General features: G+C 60.5%; 11 protein-coding genes. 5 read left to right on the forward strand and 6 right to left on the reverse strand.

Annotated features, from left to right (window positions below):
* Window positions 1–239: 239 nt before the first annotated feature.
* From HBO10_RS17785 to HBO10_RS17795, 3 genes are read right to left on the reverse strand one after another with little or no spacing between them, the layout of a single operon-like run.
* Entirely contained in the window at window positions 240–956 is a 717-nt protein-coding gene (locus HBO10_RS17785; protein ID WP_034127308.1) for an alpha/beta fold hydrolase, read from the reverse strand.
* Between the two features lie 10 nt (window positions 957–966).
* Entirely contained in the window at window positions 967–1,722 is a 756-nt protein-coding gene (gene cobF / locus HBO10_RS17790; RefSeq protein WP_034127307.1) for a precorrin-6A synthase (deacetylating), read from the reverse strand.
* Between the two features lie 45 nt (window positions 1,723–1,767).
* Complete coding sequence (locus HBO10_RS17795) at window positions 1,768–2,322, reverse strand: histidine phosphatase family protein (RefSeq protein WP_034127306.1); 555 nt, start codon at window positions 2,320–2,322, stop codon at window positions 1,768–1,770.
* Between the two features lie 216 nt (window positions 2,323–2,538).
* Between HBO10_RS17795 and HBO10_RS17800 the strand changes: the two genes are divergently transcribed.
* Window positions 2,539–7,095, forward strand: coding sequence for a DUF6543 domain-containing protein (locus HBO10_RS17800; protein ID WP_152612715.1), 4,557 nt, complete (start codon window positions 2,539–2,541; stop codon window positions 7,093–7,095).
* A gap of 62 nt (window positions 7,096–7,157) precedes the next feature.
* On the opposite strand, the gene HBO10_RS17805 is transcribed toward HBO10_RS17800, so the two are convergent.
* The 3 genes from HBO10_RS17805 to HBO10_RS17815 are packed head-to-tail and all read right to left on the reverse strand — an operon-like array spanning window position 7,158 to window position 11,222.
* Window positions 7,158–8,477 (reverse strand): MFS transporter, encoded by a 1,320-nt coding sequence (locus HBO10_RS17805; protein WP_034127304.1) that lies wholly within the window; start codon window positions 8,475–8,477, stop codon window positions 7,158–7,160.
* A gap of 33 nt (window positions 8,478–8,510) precedes the next feature.
* Entirely contained in the window at window positions 8,511–10,040 is a 1,530-nt protein-coding gene (locus HBO10_RS17810; protein WP_034127303.1) for an AMP-binding protein, read from the reverse strand.
* A 3-nt stretch (window positions 10,041–10,043) separates the two neighbouring features.
* Window positions 10,044–11,222 (reverse strand): acetyl-CoA acetyltransferase, encoded by a 1,179-nt coding sequence (locus HBO10_RS17815; RefSeq protein WP_034127302.1) that lies wholly within the window; start codon window positions 11,220–11,222, stop codon window positions 10,044–10,046.
* Between the two features lie 130 nt (window positions 11,223–11,352).
* Between HBO10_RS17815 and HBO10_RS17820 the strand changes: the two genes are divergently transcribed.
* The 4 genes from HBO10_RS17820 (at window position 11,353) to HBO10_RS17835 (ending at window position 15,882) form a co-directional block, all read left to right on the forward strand.
* Window positions 11,353–11,925 carry a LuxR C-terminal-related transcriptional regulator gene (locus HBO10_RS17820; RefSeq protein ID WP_003190613.1) on the forward strand — a complete coding sequence of 191 codons (573 nt, stop codon included), beginning with the start codon at window positions 11,353–11,355 and terminating at the stop codon, window positions 11,923–11,925.
* A gap of 760 nt (window positions 11,926–12,685) precedes the next feature.
* Entirely contained in the window at window positions 12,686–13,582 is an 897-nt protein-coding gene (locus HBO10_RS17825) for a glyoxalase (RefSeq protein WP_034127301.1), read from the forward strand.
* Window positions 13,579–14,970, forward strand: coding sequence for an alginate export family protein (locus HBO10_RS17830; protein WP_034127300.1), 1,392 nt, complete (start codon window positions 13,579–13,581; stop codon window positions 14,968–14,970). The genes HBO10_RS17825 and HBO10_RS17830 overlap by 4 nt, the downstream gene beginning before the upstream one ends.
* Window positions 14,971–15,063: 93 nt before the next feature.
* Window positions 15,064–15,882: an alpha/beta hydrolase gene (locus HBO10_RS17835; RefSeq protein WP_034127299.1), complete on the forward strand. Its 819-nt coding sequence runs from the start codon at window positions 15,064–15,066 to the stop codon at window positions 15,880–15,882.
* Window positions 15,883–15,911: the final 29 nt, after the last annotated feature.

Here is a 15,911-nt window from a genome sequence, read left to right on the forward strand (position 1 = left end):
GGCGCGTGGCGGCGGCCCCCCAAATCACTGGCGGATTACGGGCACACCGAGCCTAGGCGAGGTGCCGAGTGGTGGGGCAAGAGCGTTTTGCTTACTTTGCCGCTTTTGCAAAGTGAGCCGCCGTAAGGGCGGAGCCCTAAGTGGCCGTTACCGCAGGAATGGATATGTACACGGTCCAACTGTGTTGACTGCCAGGCCGTCTTCGCAGGCAAGCCAGCTCCCACATGTTCAAGCGCATTTCACTTCAGGCTTTTCTCTAGCCAGGCTTTTAAGTCCTGGATTTCCGCTTCGCTGATGGTGTGATTCATTCCCGGGTACTCATGAAACTCCGGCTTGAGCCCCAACCCCGTCAGCACCTTGTTCGCCTGCGTGGCCGAGCTGAAGGGCAGCGCCTGGTCCAAAGTGCCATGGCCGATAAAGATCGCCAGCTTGCCCATGGACGCATCCGGTTTCAGCGCAGACCTGAGCACCGGTAGCACGCTGCCACTGAGCGCAGCGATACCGCGTACCAACTCGGGTTCACGCAAGGCCACCTCGTAAGACATGATCGCGCCCTGGCTGAACCCCACCAGGAACACCCGATCACTTTGGGTGTGGTACTTGGCGGTAGCCTTGAGCACAAAGTCCTTGATCAGCCGGGCGCTGCTGAACAGTTCATCAGTCTCGCCGTTGTACTCAGGCTCATCGGTCTTGGTGAACCAACGATAACCTTGCGGCTGCACGGGCAGCGGCGCGCGCACCGACAGGTAGGTCCAGGTGGACGGCAACGCGTCCTTGATACCAAACAGATCTTCCTCGTTGCTGCCAAACCCATGCAGGAAGATCACAAGCGGCTGGTTGCGCGCATCACCCTGGGTCTGTTCCAGGTAGGACAAAGGCAAGTCGGTGTGCAAGCCGGAGTCGGCATGAGCGGCGCCGGCCACCAGGGCCAAGGCGAGGGCAAGTTGTTTGAGCATCGGGTTTACCTCAGGGTTTGCGCAACAAATAGGTGTCCATGATCCAGCCGTTTTCCAGGCGCGCCGCCTTGCGTACCCGTTCGATCTCTTCTGCCACATGCGCCACTTTACCGCTGATCAGGATCTCGTCCGGGGTGCCCAGGTAGGCGCCCCAGTAAATATCCAGGTCCTGATCCGCCACACTGCGGTAGGAATCTTCGGCGTCGAGCATGACCACCAGGGTATCGGCATCACTCGCCTGCCCCGCCGCCAACCGGCGCCCAGTGGTGATTTCGATGGACTTGCCAATACGGTTGAGCGCCACCTTGTGCTGCGCCGCCAGGGCTTGCACGCTGGTGATGCCGGGGATCACTTCAAACTCGAAGACACAGCGACCACTGGAAAGAATCGCCTGCAAGATGCGGATGGTGCTGTCGTACAGCGCCGGGTCGCCCCAGGCCAGGAACGCCCCCACCTCACCGTCAGCCATTTCTTCGTTGATCATGCGTTCGAAGGTCTGCTGCTTATCGCGGTTGAGGTCCTGCACAGCGGTGGTGTAGTCGATTTCACCGCGCACACGCTCCGGGCAGTCGGCCTCGACAAAACGGTAGCCGGGCTCGGTGATATAGGTGTCGCAGATTTCCCGGCGCAGGTCGATCAGCTTGTCCTTGCTCTGGCCCTTGTCCATCAGGAAGAACACGTCGGTACGGTTCAGCGCCTTCACGGCCTGCATCGTGATGTAGTCGGGGTTGCCGGCGCCAATGCCGATGATCAGGATGCGTTTCATGGGTTGCTCTCAGTGCGGGGCGTGGATTTTGCCATGATCAACGCATCAGGCGTGAGTTTCCAGGCGCAGGCGCCAGACCGCGTTGAAACGCAGCTCGGTGCGCGACAGCGGTTCGACATCGATCAGGTAGAACATCGATACTGGAAATTGCATGACGTACAGCATTGCAGCGCGGATGACCAAGGGATGTGTAACGGCCACCACATGGCCGGGTTGGCACTCCAGTGACCTCATCCATTCGCCCACGCGCGCGCAAATGTGGTCCACCGACTCGCCGCCATGGGGGGCGCTGGCGCTGTCGGTGAGCCAAGTCATCAATTCATCGCGATCAAGCTGGGCAGTGTCCTGCCCCTTCCAATGGCCAAAATCGCCATCGCGTAACGCGGGCTCAACCACGGCGTGGTCACCGAACAGCGTCGCCGTCTGGCGAGTCCGCGCTTCGGGCCCGCATATCAGGCGCACACTTTTGCGGAACCGATCCGTCAGTGACAGCCGCGCATTCTGCCAATCCATCAGTAACGACTCGTCATCGGGAAACCGCCCCTGCTTTTGCATGGGGGTCACGGCATGACATACGAGAGTCAATCGGGTTGCTTGCATAGGCACCTCACTCTGTTCAGGGACGCGGTGGAGGGAAAACGGCGCCGTATTTCAACCTGTCACAACGAACAGGCAAAGGACTGTGACACATGACGGCTCCCCGCATCAGCGGCTGTAACCCTTCGTATTAAGTGGATACGGAACACCTTCGTACAGAAAAGCCACGAAAATTCGCCACAGAAGGCGCGCTTTTCATAACGATAGACGGAGACTTCCATGACGATCCCGGCAGCCACGAACCATGTTCCACCCTCATCTTCGCAACAAACGCCAACAGGCACCTTTGCGTGGCCGGTCAACCCGGATGAAAGGCTGAAGTATGACATTGCTCAGCAGCCGGAAAATCCTGGTCGATCCGAGCCCGTTTCAAGACGCGCACCAAGTTCGCCTCAATTTCTGCTCACTCAAGGACACGTCAGCACGTTGGTGGAAAAGAGTGATGCCGAGCTGGCACAGCAGCTCAGCGCGGCATTGATGGGCCAGGTCGCTGAGGAGCTCACAACCAACAGGCAGTCACTCACCGCCCCGACCCTCACCCAGGTTCCGCCTTTTTCCAGCTTCGGCCAAGCGTGGGCACGTTTTAACCAGGCGCTCAGGGCAGAGCCGTTTGCAACCTTTGCCAAAGCCCATCACATCGACCTGTCCAATTTCAGCTGGAACCCTCAAGAGGGAACCATGACGTGCATGATCAATGGCTCCCCCAACAGCTTCACGGAGTTCACCCCTGGCTGGTCACAGGCATCGGCGGACGTCGCCGCAGCGGCCAGAGAGCTGGGCGCCCCGTCGACGACCTGGTTCCGCTACACCGGCGACCACACGCCTCCCAGTTACCTGGTCGGAGACTTCTACGCTATCGCTAGAACCGAGCTTACGCGCAATCCGCGGGCCGTGATCGCGGCACTCCAGCAAGCCGACACATTCCCCTCTCTGGTCATCCCCAACGGCCCCCTGCCATTGGACATCTCGCAACAGACCTTGCGCGCCAGGCAAGCACAACGCAGCGCGAAGGAGACGATCACCCAAGCCACCTTTGAACGCAGCGGCACACTTGCCGACTCCAGTCGCACACCGACGCCCGCCGAACGCGTCGAGGCGGCTGATCGGGAAGTGGCACGGGAGTGTGCCAGAATCCTCACGAGGATCGGCTATCAAAGGCGCATTGATGATCAGTCGCTAACCTTTCTCCCCCTCCTGAATGTGCCTGACGACTCTACCTACGCACACACACGCGAGGCGTTCGGCAAATGCTTCTCCAGCCCCGCTTTCCTGGCGTTTGCGAAAGAACATAATCTCGAGGTTTCATCCTTGTTTATCCACTTGCCGACAGGCCAGTTGGAAGGCTACGTACGAAACCCTGACGGCAGCCGTAAATCGATTGTTTTGCGCACGTCGACTTGCCCCCAATGGGCGGCCCTTGAACCCGACATTTCAAGCGCAGCCCGAAAATACGGGAGAAGCGGCTCGGTCTACGAGGGGCCCGTTCGTACCCAGCAAGCGCTGGATCTCTCTATGATGCTGGACTTTTACGGCGTGACTCGGGAAACCGGCTCAGAGCAGAAGTGGCTCGAACAAGTCGCAGGGCTCATCCGCGATGGCTTCCCCTCCTTGAAAAAAAACAACCCTTCTGCTGACACCTCGCGTGGGATTCGCGAACTGCAGCAGGCAACCCTACAAGCACTTGCAGGCATCAAACCCCCTCCAACACCTACTGTCGTTCAAGCGCCTGCGCCGGTAACCACCGCCAAGCCGCCCGTCGCCAGCCCCGTGAGCGACATCGCCCACCGTCTGTTTAACGCAGAGCCCGGGTTGCAATCGGTCGTATCGGGATTACTCAAGGACGCCATCGATGCGTCATTGAACCTCGATGTGGAGCAGTTGGCGTTCGCCGTTCCCGATCCGGACAATCCAGGTGAGCACATTGAAACACCGCTGATGGAAATGATCATCAGCCATGTCGCTGGAGGCGCCGCGCCGGTTTTCGACAGCGCTGGCAAATTCGTCGATACGCGCGAAGACGTGCTCGCCCGTACCGGCAAACCTGCGGGTACTGCACTTCCTATCGATAGGTCAGCGCTACAGAAGGCTATGAGCGAGTTGCCCGGCAAGCTGAACGAAACGCTTCGAGCGGCAAAGATCACGTATTGGAATGAGCCGCCGTTCAATGAGCCGACCCCTGGGCTAAGTGCCGACACAGCGCTCAGTGTCACCCCGATTTACGCGGGTAGTCGGCGGTCAATGCTCGGCCAACTGCTGCACAGCAACCTGCGCCTGGCCAGTTTAAAATCTCCAGGTCTCAATGACATACAGCGCGAAACACTGGATACGGTAGCAAGGTTTCCCCACGGGTACCTCAACCCCACAGACAACTCCAAGACAACCATTCACTTCATGGTCCGCACTGACCCGGCCAACCCAGACAGCCCGAACGTTCAAACCCCTAACCTGTTCATCGAACGCAAGGCTGGGGATCGCACCCTCGCAGTGCTGATGTGCGAACCCAGCGGAAAGGTTACCCCTTATGCTTCCCTGGATGCTGCCCAGCAGGCCTGGGAACAGCAAAACCCCGAGGCGCAACCACCGACCCGCACCGACAAGCCCAGCCTGAAAGCCTTCGACGCTGATGCGTTCTACCTGCAAGCGAACGTCATGATTAACAACGGGGACGCCAACGCCGACACTGATCCCGCGCTGATCGTGGCGCGACCATCCCAAGAGTCCGGGCTCAAGCGTCCCGAATGGTCGAAAACCGCCTCGGATGCCAATCGCTTTATTTACCATGACCTGCTTCTGGAGATGGCGGGCTTCGAGCGCCGGCACAAGGGCAAGAGCTTTGGCAGTGATATTCCGGACATTAGCACTTATATCCAGGAACAGATCAAAGCCCTCAACCCTCCACCCTTTCACTATGACATCAAGGATCTGGAAGTCATCTTTCACACTCCCTATGGCGCCCCGGCCAGCGGATTCGGATCAACCCAAACCACCACCCTGCCCTTCACCGAAACCTTTGTACGCAACCTTTCAGGATTACCAAAAGGTCGGGTGGAGGTGCGTCACAAACCGACGGGCATTCATCTAGCCAAGCTCGGAAAAGAGGGCGAACTGGGTAAGCTGATTCAGCAAATCGATGCCGGCAAGAACTACCCCGAATTAGTCAGGCGCGAGCTGCTCGACGATCCTGAAAAAAAAGCCAGGCGCCAAGCGCTGTTCGCCGAGCAAGTCCCGATTGAACTGAAGATGAGGGCCCTGGAACTGACGGCCAAAGGCGAGGCTGGCTTCGATAACGCCATGGGTTTTCGTTACCTTCAGGCAATACTGGATCCAACGCCAGGGAAGAAGTTTGTCAATGGCAACGAAATCACCGTGCGCCCCTTGGCGCTGATGCGCCTGCCCGGCGCGGTGCCCGATGTGGTCGAAAACATGTTCCTGATCGAACCCAAGGACATCACAGTCGGCCCGCACATTCTTTATCGCCCGTTGAATTCCAGCGCCCCTCTGCTGCAGTTTCCTTCGCGCCAGGCGCTAATGGAGTCTGTCCAGACACAGAAGGAGCTACAAAAAGACATTCTTGCCTGGCTGCCTGATGAGACAACCCGCACCGTCTACAGGCACGATGGCTTTCGCGAACCGCATATGCCGACATATACGCCCGTGTTCACGCCTGCGCCGCCCACACTGGCGACTCACGACCTGTCGTCCGAGCTGCAAACCGGGCAACTGATGAGCTACTTGTATGAAGCCAATTCAAGGGCGCTGACATCGCTGGCCGAACACCAAGCCGTATCCAACGGGGAAAGTCGCTGGGAAAGGATTAAAGAAGGGGCAGGCCTATTACTCAATACGGCATTTCTGTTCATGCCAGAGAGTGCCTTTTTAATCGGCATGCCGTTTCAGGCAGACAGCATCATAAGTGATATCAAGACGCTTACCGGGAGCAGGGAAGGAAACAAAGAAGCAGCCGCAACAGATTTATTCATCAACATAGCGATGTTAATGCTTCACCTCGCAAGAGCACACCCCACTCAAACCTCCTCACGTACTGGAGTCGCGGCCATTCATACGGTACCGCAGGAAACACGCGTAGGTGATTTACCGGCGGCGCCTTCGCCTGAGTCAGCATTACGTGAAGTGATTCGGTTGGGCGGTCCATGGAGGGGTTTCAAGGCCATCGATGGCGACATACAAACCTTCGAGGATATTTACAAAGGCGCCCCACGACTCAATATATTCGGACATGGGACTGAACCGGCCACCGGAGAGCCCGCGAAAGTCGTAGGCGCAAACGGCAAGTTCTATTCGGCGCAAGACATTGTCAATAAACTTCGTGCGGAAAAAATTGACTTCAGCAAATATAAAAACATTGTGCTTCGCGTCTGCTATTCCGGCGCAAACGGCCCGAACTCGCTGGGTGATGAAATCTCCAACCTGACCAACATACCCACCAAGTCATTCGCAGGTCCTGTGCACATGGATTATTTTTTGGGCAAAGACCCAACGGGCCTGTTCAAAACGTACTATCGGGAATTCAAAGCGAAATACCCCACGCTTTCTCCAAGCGACATAAAGTTGCTCGCTGACTCGAAAGTGAAGTTGGATTTTGCCAAGAACAACCACCTTAATACGGTGGAAAAGACATCAGGAACGCTGCTGCGATTCAATATTGGCACCCAGAAAGAGCCTGAGATGGTTCAAGAACTTGTCGATTACCGGCCACATTACTCCTACCCTGCCCTGGACGCGGCCCACGTGTTGCCAGCCAATTCAGCCCGATAGCCTGTTGCGGCAGGTTTGCCAACACAACCCTGCCGTTTGATTACCAAGATGCAAACACGGCGTCAGGCCAGCGCCGTTTTCGCAGACGCCACCCTAGGCGTGGCACCGACCACGAAGTCCTCCTTGCGCAACAGCACCAGCGCTACCAACGACACCACCCCGGTCGCTACATAGAAATACCACGGCGAAGTAATATCGCCTGTCACCTTGATCAACCAGGTGGAAATCAACGGCGCACTGCCGCCAAACACCGCGACGGGCACGTTATACGCCACGGCAATCCCAGTAGAGCGAATCCGCGTCGGCAACAGCTCACTCATCAACGCATAGGTTGACGACGCGTACAGCCCGAACAGAATCGCCACCGCCATCAACGGCGCGAAGAAGGTCGCCGGGGTGGCGGTCGGGGCGGATTTGAACAGCCAGAACATCGCCAGGGTCGCCAGCGTGCCGATCACCATCAGGAACGGCTTGCGCCCGTATTTATCGGTAAAGGCCCCGCCAAACGGCATCACGAAAGCCGCCGAGAAGCTGGCGACGAACACGTAGAGCAAGGTGGTGCCGCTGTCGAACTTGAGGATCTTGGCCATGTAGGTCGAGGCGAAGGTCAGCACCAGGTAAAAGATCGAGCTGTGCAAGGTGATGATAAAGAACACCAGGGCAATCGCACGCTTCCACTGCCAGACCTCGCGCAGCGGCGCCCGCGAAGTTTGTCCGGCACGTTGCAGGGCCAGGAATTCAGGGCTGTCTTCGAGCTTGAGGCGGATGTACATGGAAATAAAGCCCAGGGGCGCGGCGATCAGGAACGGTACGCGCCAGGCCCATTCCTGCATGACCTCGGCGCCCAGCACCCAGGTCATGCCGTTGGCCACGGCGCCACCGAGCAGCAGGCCGAGCACGGCGGTAACCATCAGCCAGCAGGTGGCAAAGCCACGGCGACCGGGGCCGGCGTATTCAGAGATGAAGCTGGTGACGGTACCGATTTCGCCGCCCGCGGAGAAGCCCTGCACGCAGCGCACCAGAATCAACAGGATCGGTGCGGCGATGCCCAGGCTGGCGTAGGTCGGCAACAGGCCCAGCATCACCGTGGAGCCGGTCATCATCACCAGCGCCATGATCAGGGTTTTGCGCCGGCCGATCTTGTCTGCCAGCGGGCCGAAGAACAGCCCACCCAGAGGGCGGATAAAAAAGCTCAGCGCAAACGCGGCAAAGCTGGCCAACAGGCTGGTGGTGGGGTCATCGGAGACGAAGAACGCCTGGCCGATATAGACCGCGAGAAAGCCATAGACGCCGTAGTCGTACCACTCGATCAAGTGGCCGGAGGTGGCGCCCAGAAACGCACGGCGGCGCTTGCGGACGGTGTCTTGTGCGGGATTGCCCATCGTGGGGACTCCTTGTCTGATTATCGATCCATGTTAAAGCGCGGCGATACTCGCGGTTTGCAGCCAATGCCGCAAGTCGGTCTTGAGAATCTTGCCGTAGCTGTTCTTCGGCAAATCGCTGCGCCACACATATTTTTTCGGCTTTTTGAACGAGGCCATGCGCGCCAGGAACCACGCCGTCAGCTCGCCTTCGTCCAGCGGCTGGCCGCTGCGGGTCACCACGAAGGCCACCACCGACTCCCCCCATTGCGCGTCGGGCTCGCCCACCACGCACACTTCGAACACCTCGGGATGCTGGGCCAGCACTTCCTCGACTTCACGGGGGTACACGTTGCTGCCGCCACTGATGATCACGTCCTTGGAGCGATCCGTCAGGGTCAGGTAGCCGGCCGGGTCGAGGTAGCCGATGTCGCCGGTCAGCAGCCAACCGTCCACCAGCGTCTGGCGCGTGGCCTGCGGGTTGCGCCAGTAGCCTTGCATCACCGTGGCGCCACGCACCGCGATTTCACCGCGTTGGCCGGTGGGCAGTGGCTGGTGCTCGGCATCGAGAATGCGGATCTCGACACAGGCTTGCGCGTGGCCCACCGAGGCGGCCAGGGTGGCCCAGTCGGGGCGCTGGCGCTCGGCGATCAAGGCGCGGGGCAAGACGCTGATGGTCATCGGGCTCTCGCCCTGGCCGTAGATCTGCACCAGGCGCGGGCCGAAGGTGTCGACTGCTTCGCGCAGGTCGGCGAGGTACATGGGGCCGCCGCCGTAGACGATGGTCTTGATGCCGGCGCCGTGATAATCCTGGCGCCGGGCCTGTTCGACCATGCGCTTGACCATGGTCGGCGCAGCAAACAGCGACACCTGGCCCATGTGCTCGGCCAGCCCGAACAGCTCGGCGGCATCGAAGCCATGGGAGGCCGGCACCACATGGCGGGCGCCGCAGCGCACATGGATGAAGTTGTACAGGCCGGCGCCGTGGGACATGGGCGCGGCATACAGCGCCGCATCGTCGGCGCTCACTTGATCGACATCCGTGGCGTAGCACAGCGACATGGCGATCAGGTTGCCGTGCGACAGCATCACGCCCTTGGAGCGCCCGGTGGTGCCAGAGGTATAGAACAGCCAGGCGAGGTCGTGATCCTGGCGGGGCACCGGCTGTTCCAGGCTGGGCCAACCATGGCTGGGCGGCAGCGGGTGGCCGTCCAATTCCGTGCAATGCGCGGGCAAATCCCGCGATGAAAACACCTGGCCGCCGTCGGTAAAGATCAACCGCGCCTCGGCATTATCGGCAATCCACGCCGCTTCGCTGGGGTGCAGCTTGGCGTTGATCGGCACCGCCACCCCGCCCATCCACCAGATGGCGTAGAGCAGCTCCAGGTAGTCGCAGCTGTTTTTCATCAGCAGCGCCACCGCGTCTCCCGGCACCAGGCCATGCTGCTCCACCAGGTGCGCGGCGCGTTGGCGCACGTGGGCGGCGAAGGTGGCGTAGTCGGCCACTTGCACGCTGCCGTCGAACAATGCCGGGCGTTGCGGGGCCCGACGCTGGGTGTCGTGCAGCCAGTTGGCAATGTTCATGACTCAGCTCCGGCGTGCCTGCAGGACCGAGGCGTAGTTGGCCACCGCCATGCCACCCATGTTGAACACCAAGCCGAACTCCGGGTTGGGCACCGCCAGGCCAATCGGCTCGCCGGTCAATTGCCGGAACGCCAAGGCATGCATGGACACCCCCGTGGCGCCGACGGGGTGCCCCTTGGCCTTGAGCCCGCCGGAAAGGTTCACCGGCAAGCGCCCGCCGGCGCGCACCACCCCGCTGTCGAGCACGCGATGGCCTTCGCCCTTGGGCGCCAGGCCCATGGCTTCGTAGATCAGCAACTCGGCAATGGTGAAGCAGTCGTGCACTTCGGCGAAGCTCAGGTCAGCCAGGGTCACATTCGCCCCGCGCAGCGCTGCATGGATCGCGCGTTGCGGGCCCTCAAAGGCCAGAATGTCGCGCTGGGCGATGGGCAAGGTGTCGTTGACCTGGGTCATCGCCCGGATTTGCACCTCGCGACGGAACGCCCGCGCACGTTTGGGCGAGGCGAGGATGATCGCGGCGGCGCCATCGCTGATCAGCGAGCAATCGGTCAGGCGCAGGGAGTCAGCCACGAATGGGTTGCTTTGGGACACGTTGTTGCAGTGTTCAAAATTCATCTCCCGATGCATCTGCGCCAGCGGGTTGGCCATGGCATTGGAGTGGTTTTTGGTAGCGATGGCCGCCATCGAGCCCAGCGGGCAGTGGTAACGCTCGGCGTATTGGCGGGCGGCGCGGCCGAACAACTGGGGGAAACTCAGGCCGGCTTCGGCCGGGTCGTTCTGGTAGCCGGCCCCGGCCAAGGCTTGGGTGACAGCGGCGGTGCTGGTGTGGGTCATCTTCTCGGCGCCCACCACCAGCACCAGCTCAGCACTGCCGGAGAGGATCGCATTGACCCCCGCCTGGATCGCCGCCGAGCCGGACGCACAGGCGTTTTCACAGCGGGTAGCCGGTTTGAAGCGCAGCCCGGGGTCGGCTTGCAATAGCAATGAGGCGGCAAACCCGTCGGGCACCAGCCCCGAGTTGAAATGGCCGAGGAACAACGCATCGATTTGCGACGCGTCAATCTCGGCGTCGCTCAGGGCTTGCCGGGTCACCTGGACGATCAGGTCTTCCAGCGTCGTGCCTTCCAGGCGACCAAAGCGGGAGTGACCAGCGGCAACAATGGAGACGCAATCAGCAGGCATAATCAATTTCTTCTGTTCTTGATTCGGACTTTACTTACAATGACCCACCCCTGATCGTGCGCCAATTCGTGTAACTACTTACACGGGTAAGTAGCGCCCCAGGGCATTGAACAACGAGGCAGGATGCCCCATGACCGCGCTAGCCCAGCAATTTCCCGACCTCGAACGCCTGGCGTTCAAGCTGTCCCCTGCCCCGCAGATCGTCACCAGCGACCGCGTGATACTGGACTGCAACGACGCTTTCCTGAAGCTGTTCGGCTATACGCGCGACGCACTGGTCAACCAGCTGACCCTGCTGATCTACCCGTCCCAGGCCGACTACCACGCCATCGGCAAGCGCAGCCATGATTGGCTGCTCGACAGCGACAACGGCTTTTATTCCGATGAACGCTTCATGCAGCACCACAATGGCGAAGTGTTCTGGGCCAAGTCCCACGGCTACACCCTCACCCCCAAAGACCCATTCAAGCTGATGATCTGGCACTTCGAACGCCTGGACCGCATGCACCAGGGCACCGGCGACCTCACGCCCCGGGAGCGGGAAATCGCCATGCACATCGTCAACGGGTTCAAATCCAAAGAAATTGCCCTGCGCCTGGCGATCTCCCACCGCACCGTTGAGGTGCACCGTGCGCGGTTGATGAAGAAACTGCAGGCCAAGACGGTGGTGGAGTTGGTGTCGAAGATCATTATGGTGGCCTGACCGATAACGGCTGTTTAACCGATGCCCCGCCATCCAAATGTGTGGGCAGCCCCAATGCCGAACAGTTAAGCGAACGCAATGCCCAAAGCAACGAAGATCAAATGTGGGAGCTGGCTTGCCTGCGAAAGCGGTAGTGCGATAGATGCACAACTTGCGGTTGTAACCTCCACGGTAACCACGATGCGAAGCGAGTCGCTTTTGATCTTGATCTGCTTTTGATCTTAAGCGCCCCGTTAAACCACGCTGGCCGAACGCAGGCTTGAATTCGTGGGTAACCCGGCAGGACGCCGGGTTAGCCGTCCTGGGCCAAGGATGGCCCATGACGGCGGCCCACGGATTCAAGCCGGAGTGAGGGCACACCGAGCCTAAGCGAGGTGCCGAGTGGTGGGGCAAGAGCGTTTTGCTTACTTTTGCGCTTTTCAAAAGTGAGCCGCCGTCAGGGCGGAACCCTAAGCGGCCGTTACCGCAGGAATGGATATGTACTCGAAATAACAGCGTCGCCTGTCAGGCCGCCTTCGCGAGCAAGCCCGCTCCCACAGTTGGATCGTTGGGGTGTCAGGTAGATAGGTGTCGGCTGGGAGGCCGTCATCGCAGGCAAGCCAGCTCCCACAGGTTGATCTCGGAGGTGTCAGGTAGATCGGCGTCGGCTGTCTGGGCCGCGTAGCTGAAACGTTCAACCGAGCACGTCCATACAATTCCCCACCGCCCTGCCCCCCTAACCTCACGGCTTTCGAACCCTCAGAAGCGCTGGAGAACGGGCATGGGTAACACAGCAACCAAGGTATCGCTGGCATTGACGCTGCTGGCAGGTGCGATGATGAGCAACGCGTTTGCCGCCACCCCGAACGTGGCCGTGGCGCCGCAGTACGACACCAGCCATGTGTATGTGGCACCGGCCGATGTGGACCGTTTTGCCCAGAGTTTCCTCGCCACCTTCGGCGGCAAAAGCACGCCCCAGGTCGTGGTCAACGTGCTGCCGGTGCCGAGCAGCACCACCTCGCAATTGCTCCAGACCCCGGCGGGCACCGTGTCGTTGTTCGGCTTTACCACCCCCGTGCCTCACCCGTTCGGCCAGGAACGCAACGGCTATCTGGTCAAGGACATGGACGTGGCCCTCAAGGCCGCGCGGGAAAATGGCGCCGACGTAATCGTCAGCGATTTCCCCGACCCCATCGGCCGTGATGCCGTGGTGCAATGGCCGGGCGGTGTGAACATGCAGCTCTACTGGCACACCAAGACCCCGGATTACGCCGCCTTCGACACTGTGCCGGAAAACCGTGTGTATGTGTCCAACGACAGCGCCGAGCGGTTTATCAAGGCGTTCCTGGGTTTCTCCCACGGCAAGGTAGTGAGCGACGACAAGCACGCCCCTGGGGTTGATGTCGGCCAGGCCGGCAGCCACTACCGCCGCGTCGAGATCGAATCGCCGTTCGGGCGCATGGCGGTGCTGGTCACCAACGGCCAACTGCCCTACCCGTTCGGCCATGACACCACCGGTTATCAGGTCAACGACCTCGCCGCCACCCTGGGCAAGGCCACTGGCTCTGGCGCCACAGTGCTGGTGCCGGCGTTCGACAGCAAAGATCGGCGCAGTGCGTTGGTGGAGTTCCCGGGCGGTTATGTCGCAGAAATCCACCAACTCAGCGCGGCAAAATGATTCGTCACACAGGCTGGAGCCTGGCTGTGCTGTGGCCGTTGCTTGCTGGCAGCGTGCAGGCCGACGACCAGCCGGTACGCCCGGCGATCAAGGCCAACCGCTGGCAGGAAGACTGGTCTGTGCTCAAGGACCCGGCATTGCGCACGCAACCGCTGGACAACCTCAAGTACATCCCACTGTCCGCCGCCAACCCGTTCACCTACTTGTCGTTGGGCGCCACCTTGCGTGAACGCTTCGAGATGAACGACGCCAGCGGGTTCGGCGTGCGGGATGTACCGCGTGACCGCTACCTGATCCAGCGCTTTCAGGTGCACGCCGACTTGCACCTGAACGAACACTGGCGGCTGTTCACCCAGTTGGAAGATGTGCGGGCCTATGACAAGACCACCATTGGCGGTGCCGACCAGAACCGCGTCGACCTGCGCCTGGCCTTTGCCGAATACGTGAAGACCTTCAGCGCTGGCACCTTCAAGGCACGGGCTGGCCGCCAGGATTTCGCCTTCGACTTGCAGCGTTTCATCTCGTCACGGGACGGCCCGAATGTGCGGCAGTCCTTCGATGCGTTGTGGGCGGACTGGGAAACGCCGCAATGGCGCTTTATCGGGATCGCCAGCCAACCGGTGCAGTACCAGGATGGCCGGCATTTCGACGACAAGTCCAACAGCGACGCGCGCTTCCACATGCTACGGGTCGAGCGGCTGGTGGGCGGCACCAATGAGCTGTCGGCCTATTACGGCGTGTACGAGCGCAGCGCCGCCCATTACCTGGACGCCGACGGCGAAGAGACGCGCCAGTTGCTGGACGCCCGCCTGGGTGGCGCAGCCCAGAGTTTCGACTGGGACGTCGAAGCCATGCTGCAACGCGGCTCGGTGGGCAGCAAGACGATTCGCGCCTGGGCCGGTGGCAGCCGCACCGGCTACACCTTTGACACGCTGGCCTGGAAGCCGCGTATCGGCCTGCAACTGGATATCGCTTCCGGTGACCGCCAGGCCGGTGACGGCCGGGTCGGCACCTTCAACCCGCTGTTCCCCAATGGCTATTACTTTTCCCTGGCGGGCTACACCGGCTACAGCAACCTGATCCACGTCAAGCCGTCGATCACCGTCAAGCCCCTCGCCAAGCTCAGCGTGCAAACCGCCGTCGGCCTGCTGTGGCGACAGACCACCGCAGACGCCGTCTACACCCAGCCCAACCTGGCCGTGGCTGGCACAGCGGGCCAAGGCGAGCGCTGGACCGGCGCCTACGGCCAACTGCGCACCGACTACGCCTTTACGCCCAACCTCAGCGGTGCGGTCGAGGCGGTGCACTACGCGGTCGGCCAGACCCTGCGTGATGCCGGTGGGCACGACAGCAATTACCTGGGCATGGAGCTCAAGTTCAGTTGGTGAGACAAGCACACCCATACAAGCCTGGGCTCAGGTTTACGGCAATAGTGAGGCGGTTTTTACACCGCCCTTTTTCAGCCCTGCAAGGAGTTTCAGATGAGCACATTCGTTGCCAAAGACGGTACCCAGATCTACTTCAAGGACTGGGGCAGCGGTAAGCCCGTGCTGTTCAGCCACGGCTGGCCGCTGGATGCGGACATGTGGGAATACCAGATGGAATACCTGAGCAGCCGTGGCTTTCGCACCATTACCTTTGACCGTCGTGGTTTTGGCCGCTCGGACCAGCCATGGACCGGTAACGACTACGACACCTTCGCTGACGATATCGCCCAGTTGATCGATCACCTTGACCTACAGGACGTGACCCTGGTGGGCTTCTCCATGGGTGGCGGTGACGTGGCGCGCTACATCGCCCGCCACGGCAGTGCCCGTGTCGCCGGCCTGGTGTTGTTGGGCGCGGTCACGCCGATCTTCGGTCAGCAAGCCGACTACCCCCAAGGCGTGCCAGGCGAGGTGTTCGATGGCATCAAGGCCGGCCTGTTGAAGGATCGTGCGCAGTTCATCAGCGACTTCAACACGCCGTTCTTCGGTCTCAATAAAGGCCAGCACGTTTCGGAGGGTGTGCTCAGCCAAACCCTGCAGATCGCCATGCTCGCGTCGCTCAAATCCACCGTGGATTGCGTCACCGCGTTTTCGCAAACCGACTTCCGCCCGGACATGGCCAAAATCGACGTGCCGACCCTGGTGATCCATGGCGACGGCGACCAGATCGTGCCGTTCGAAACCACCGGCAAGGTGGCTGCTGAAATGATCAAGGGCGCGCAACTGAAGGTGTACAAGGATGCGCCTCACGGGTTTGCCGTGACCCACGCTCAACAGCTCAATGAAGACCTGTTGGGATTCCTGAACCGTTGACATCTTGATGCCCCTGTAGGAGCGAGCTT

Source organism: Pseudomonas sp. WS 5503 (assembly GCF_012985385.1).
In the GTDB taxonomy this organism is placed as follows: Bacteria; Pseudomonadota; Gammaproteobacteria; order Pseudomonadales; family Pseudomonadaceae; genus Aquipseudomonas; species Aquipseudomonas paracarnis.

What these genes read in the sequence shown, in the direction of transcription:
- HBO10_RS17785 (WP_034127308.1), bottom strand. Translation starts at nt 956, where the DNA reads ATGCTCAAACAACTTGCCCTCGCCTTGGCCCTGGTGGCCGGCGCCGCT.
- cobF (WP_034127307.1), bottom strand. Translation starts at nt 1,722, where the DNA reads ATGAAACGCATCCTGATCATCGGCATTGGCGCCGGCAACCCCGACTAC.
- HBO10_RS17795 (WP_034127306.1), bottom strand. Translation starts at nt 2,322, where the DNA reads ATGCAAGCAACCCGATTGACTCTCGTATGTCATGCCGTGACCCCCATG.
- HBO10_RS17800 (WP_152612715.1), top strand. Translation starts at nt 2,539, where the DNA reads ATGACGATCCCGGCAGCCACGAACCATGTTCCACCCTCATCTTCGCAA.
- HBO10_RS17805 (WP_034127304.1), bottom strand. Translation starts at nt 8,477, where the DNA reads ATGGGCAATCCCGCACAAGACACCGTCCGCAAGCGCCGCCGTGCGTTT.
- HBO10_RS17810 (WP_034127303.1), bottom strand. Translation starts at nt 10,040, where the DNA reads ATGAACATTGCCAACTGGCTGCACGACACCCAGCGTCGGGCCCCGCAA.
- HBO10_RS17815 (WP_034127302.1), bottom strand. Translation starts at nt 11,222, where the DNA reads ATGCCTGCTGATTGCGTCTCCATTGTTGCCGCTGGTCACTCCCGCTTT.
- HBO10_RS17820 (WP_003190613.1), top strand. Translation starts at nt 11,353, where the DNA reads ATGACCGCGCTAGCCCAGCAATTTCCCGACCTCGAACGCCTGGCGTTC.
- HBO10_RS17825 (WP_034127301.1), top strand. Translation starts at nt 12,686, where the DNA reads ATGGGTAACACAGCAACCAAGGTATCGCTGGCATTGACGCTGCTGGCA.
- HBO10_RS17830 (WP_034127300.1), top strand. Translation starts at nt 13,579, where the DNA reads ATGATTCGTCACACAGGCTGGAGCCTGGCTGTGCTGTGGCCGTTGCTT.
- HBO10_RS17835 (WP_034127299.1), top strand. Translation starts at nt 15,064, where the DNA reads ATGAGCACATTCGTTGCCAAAGACGGTACCCAGATCTACTTCAAGGAC.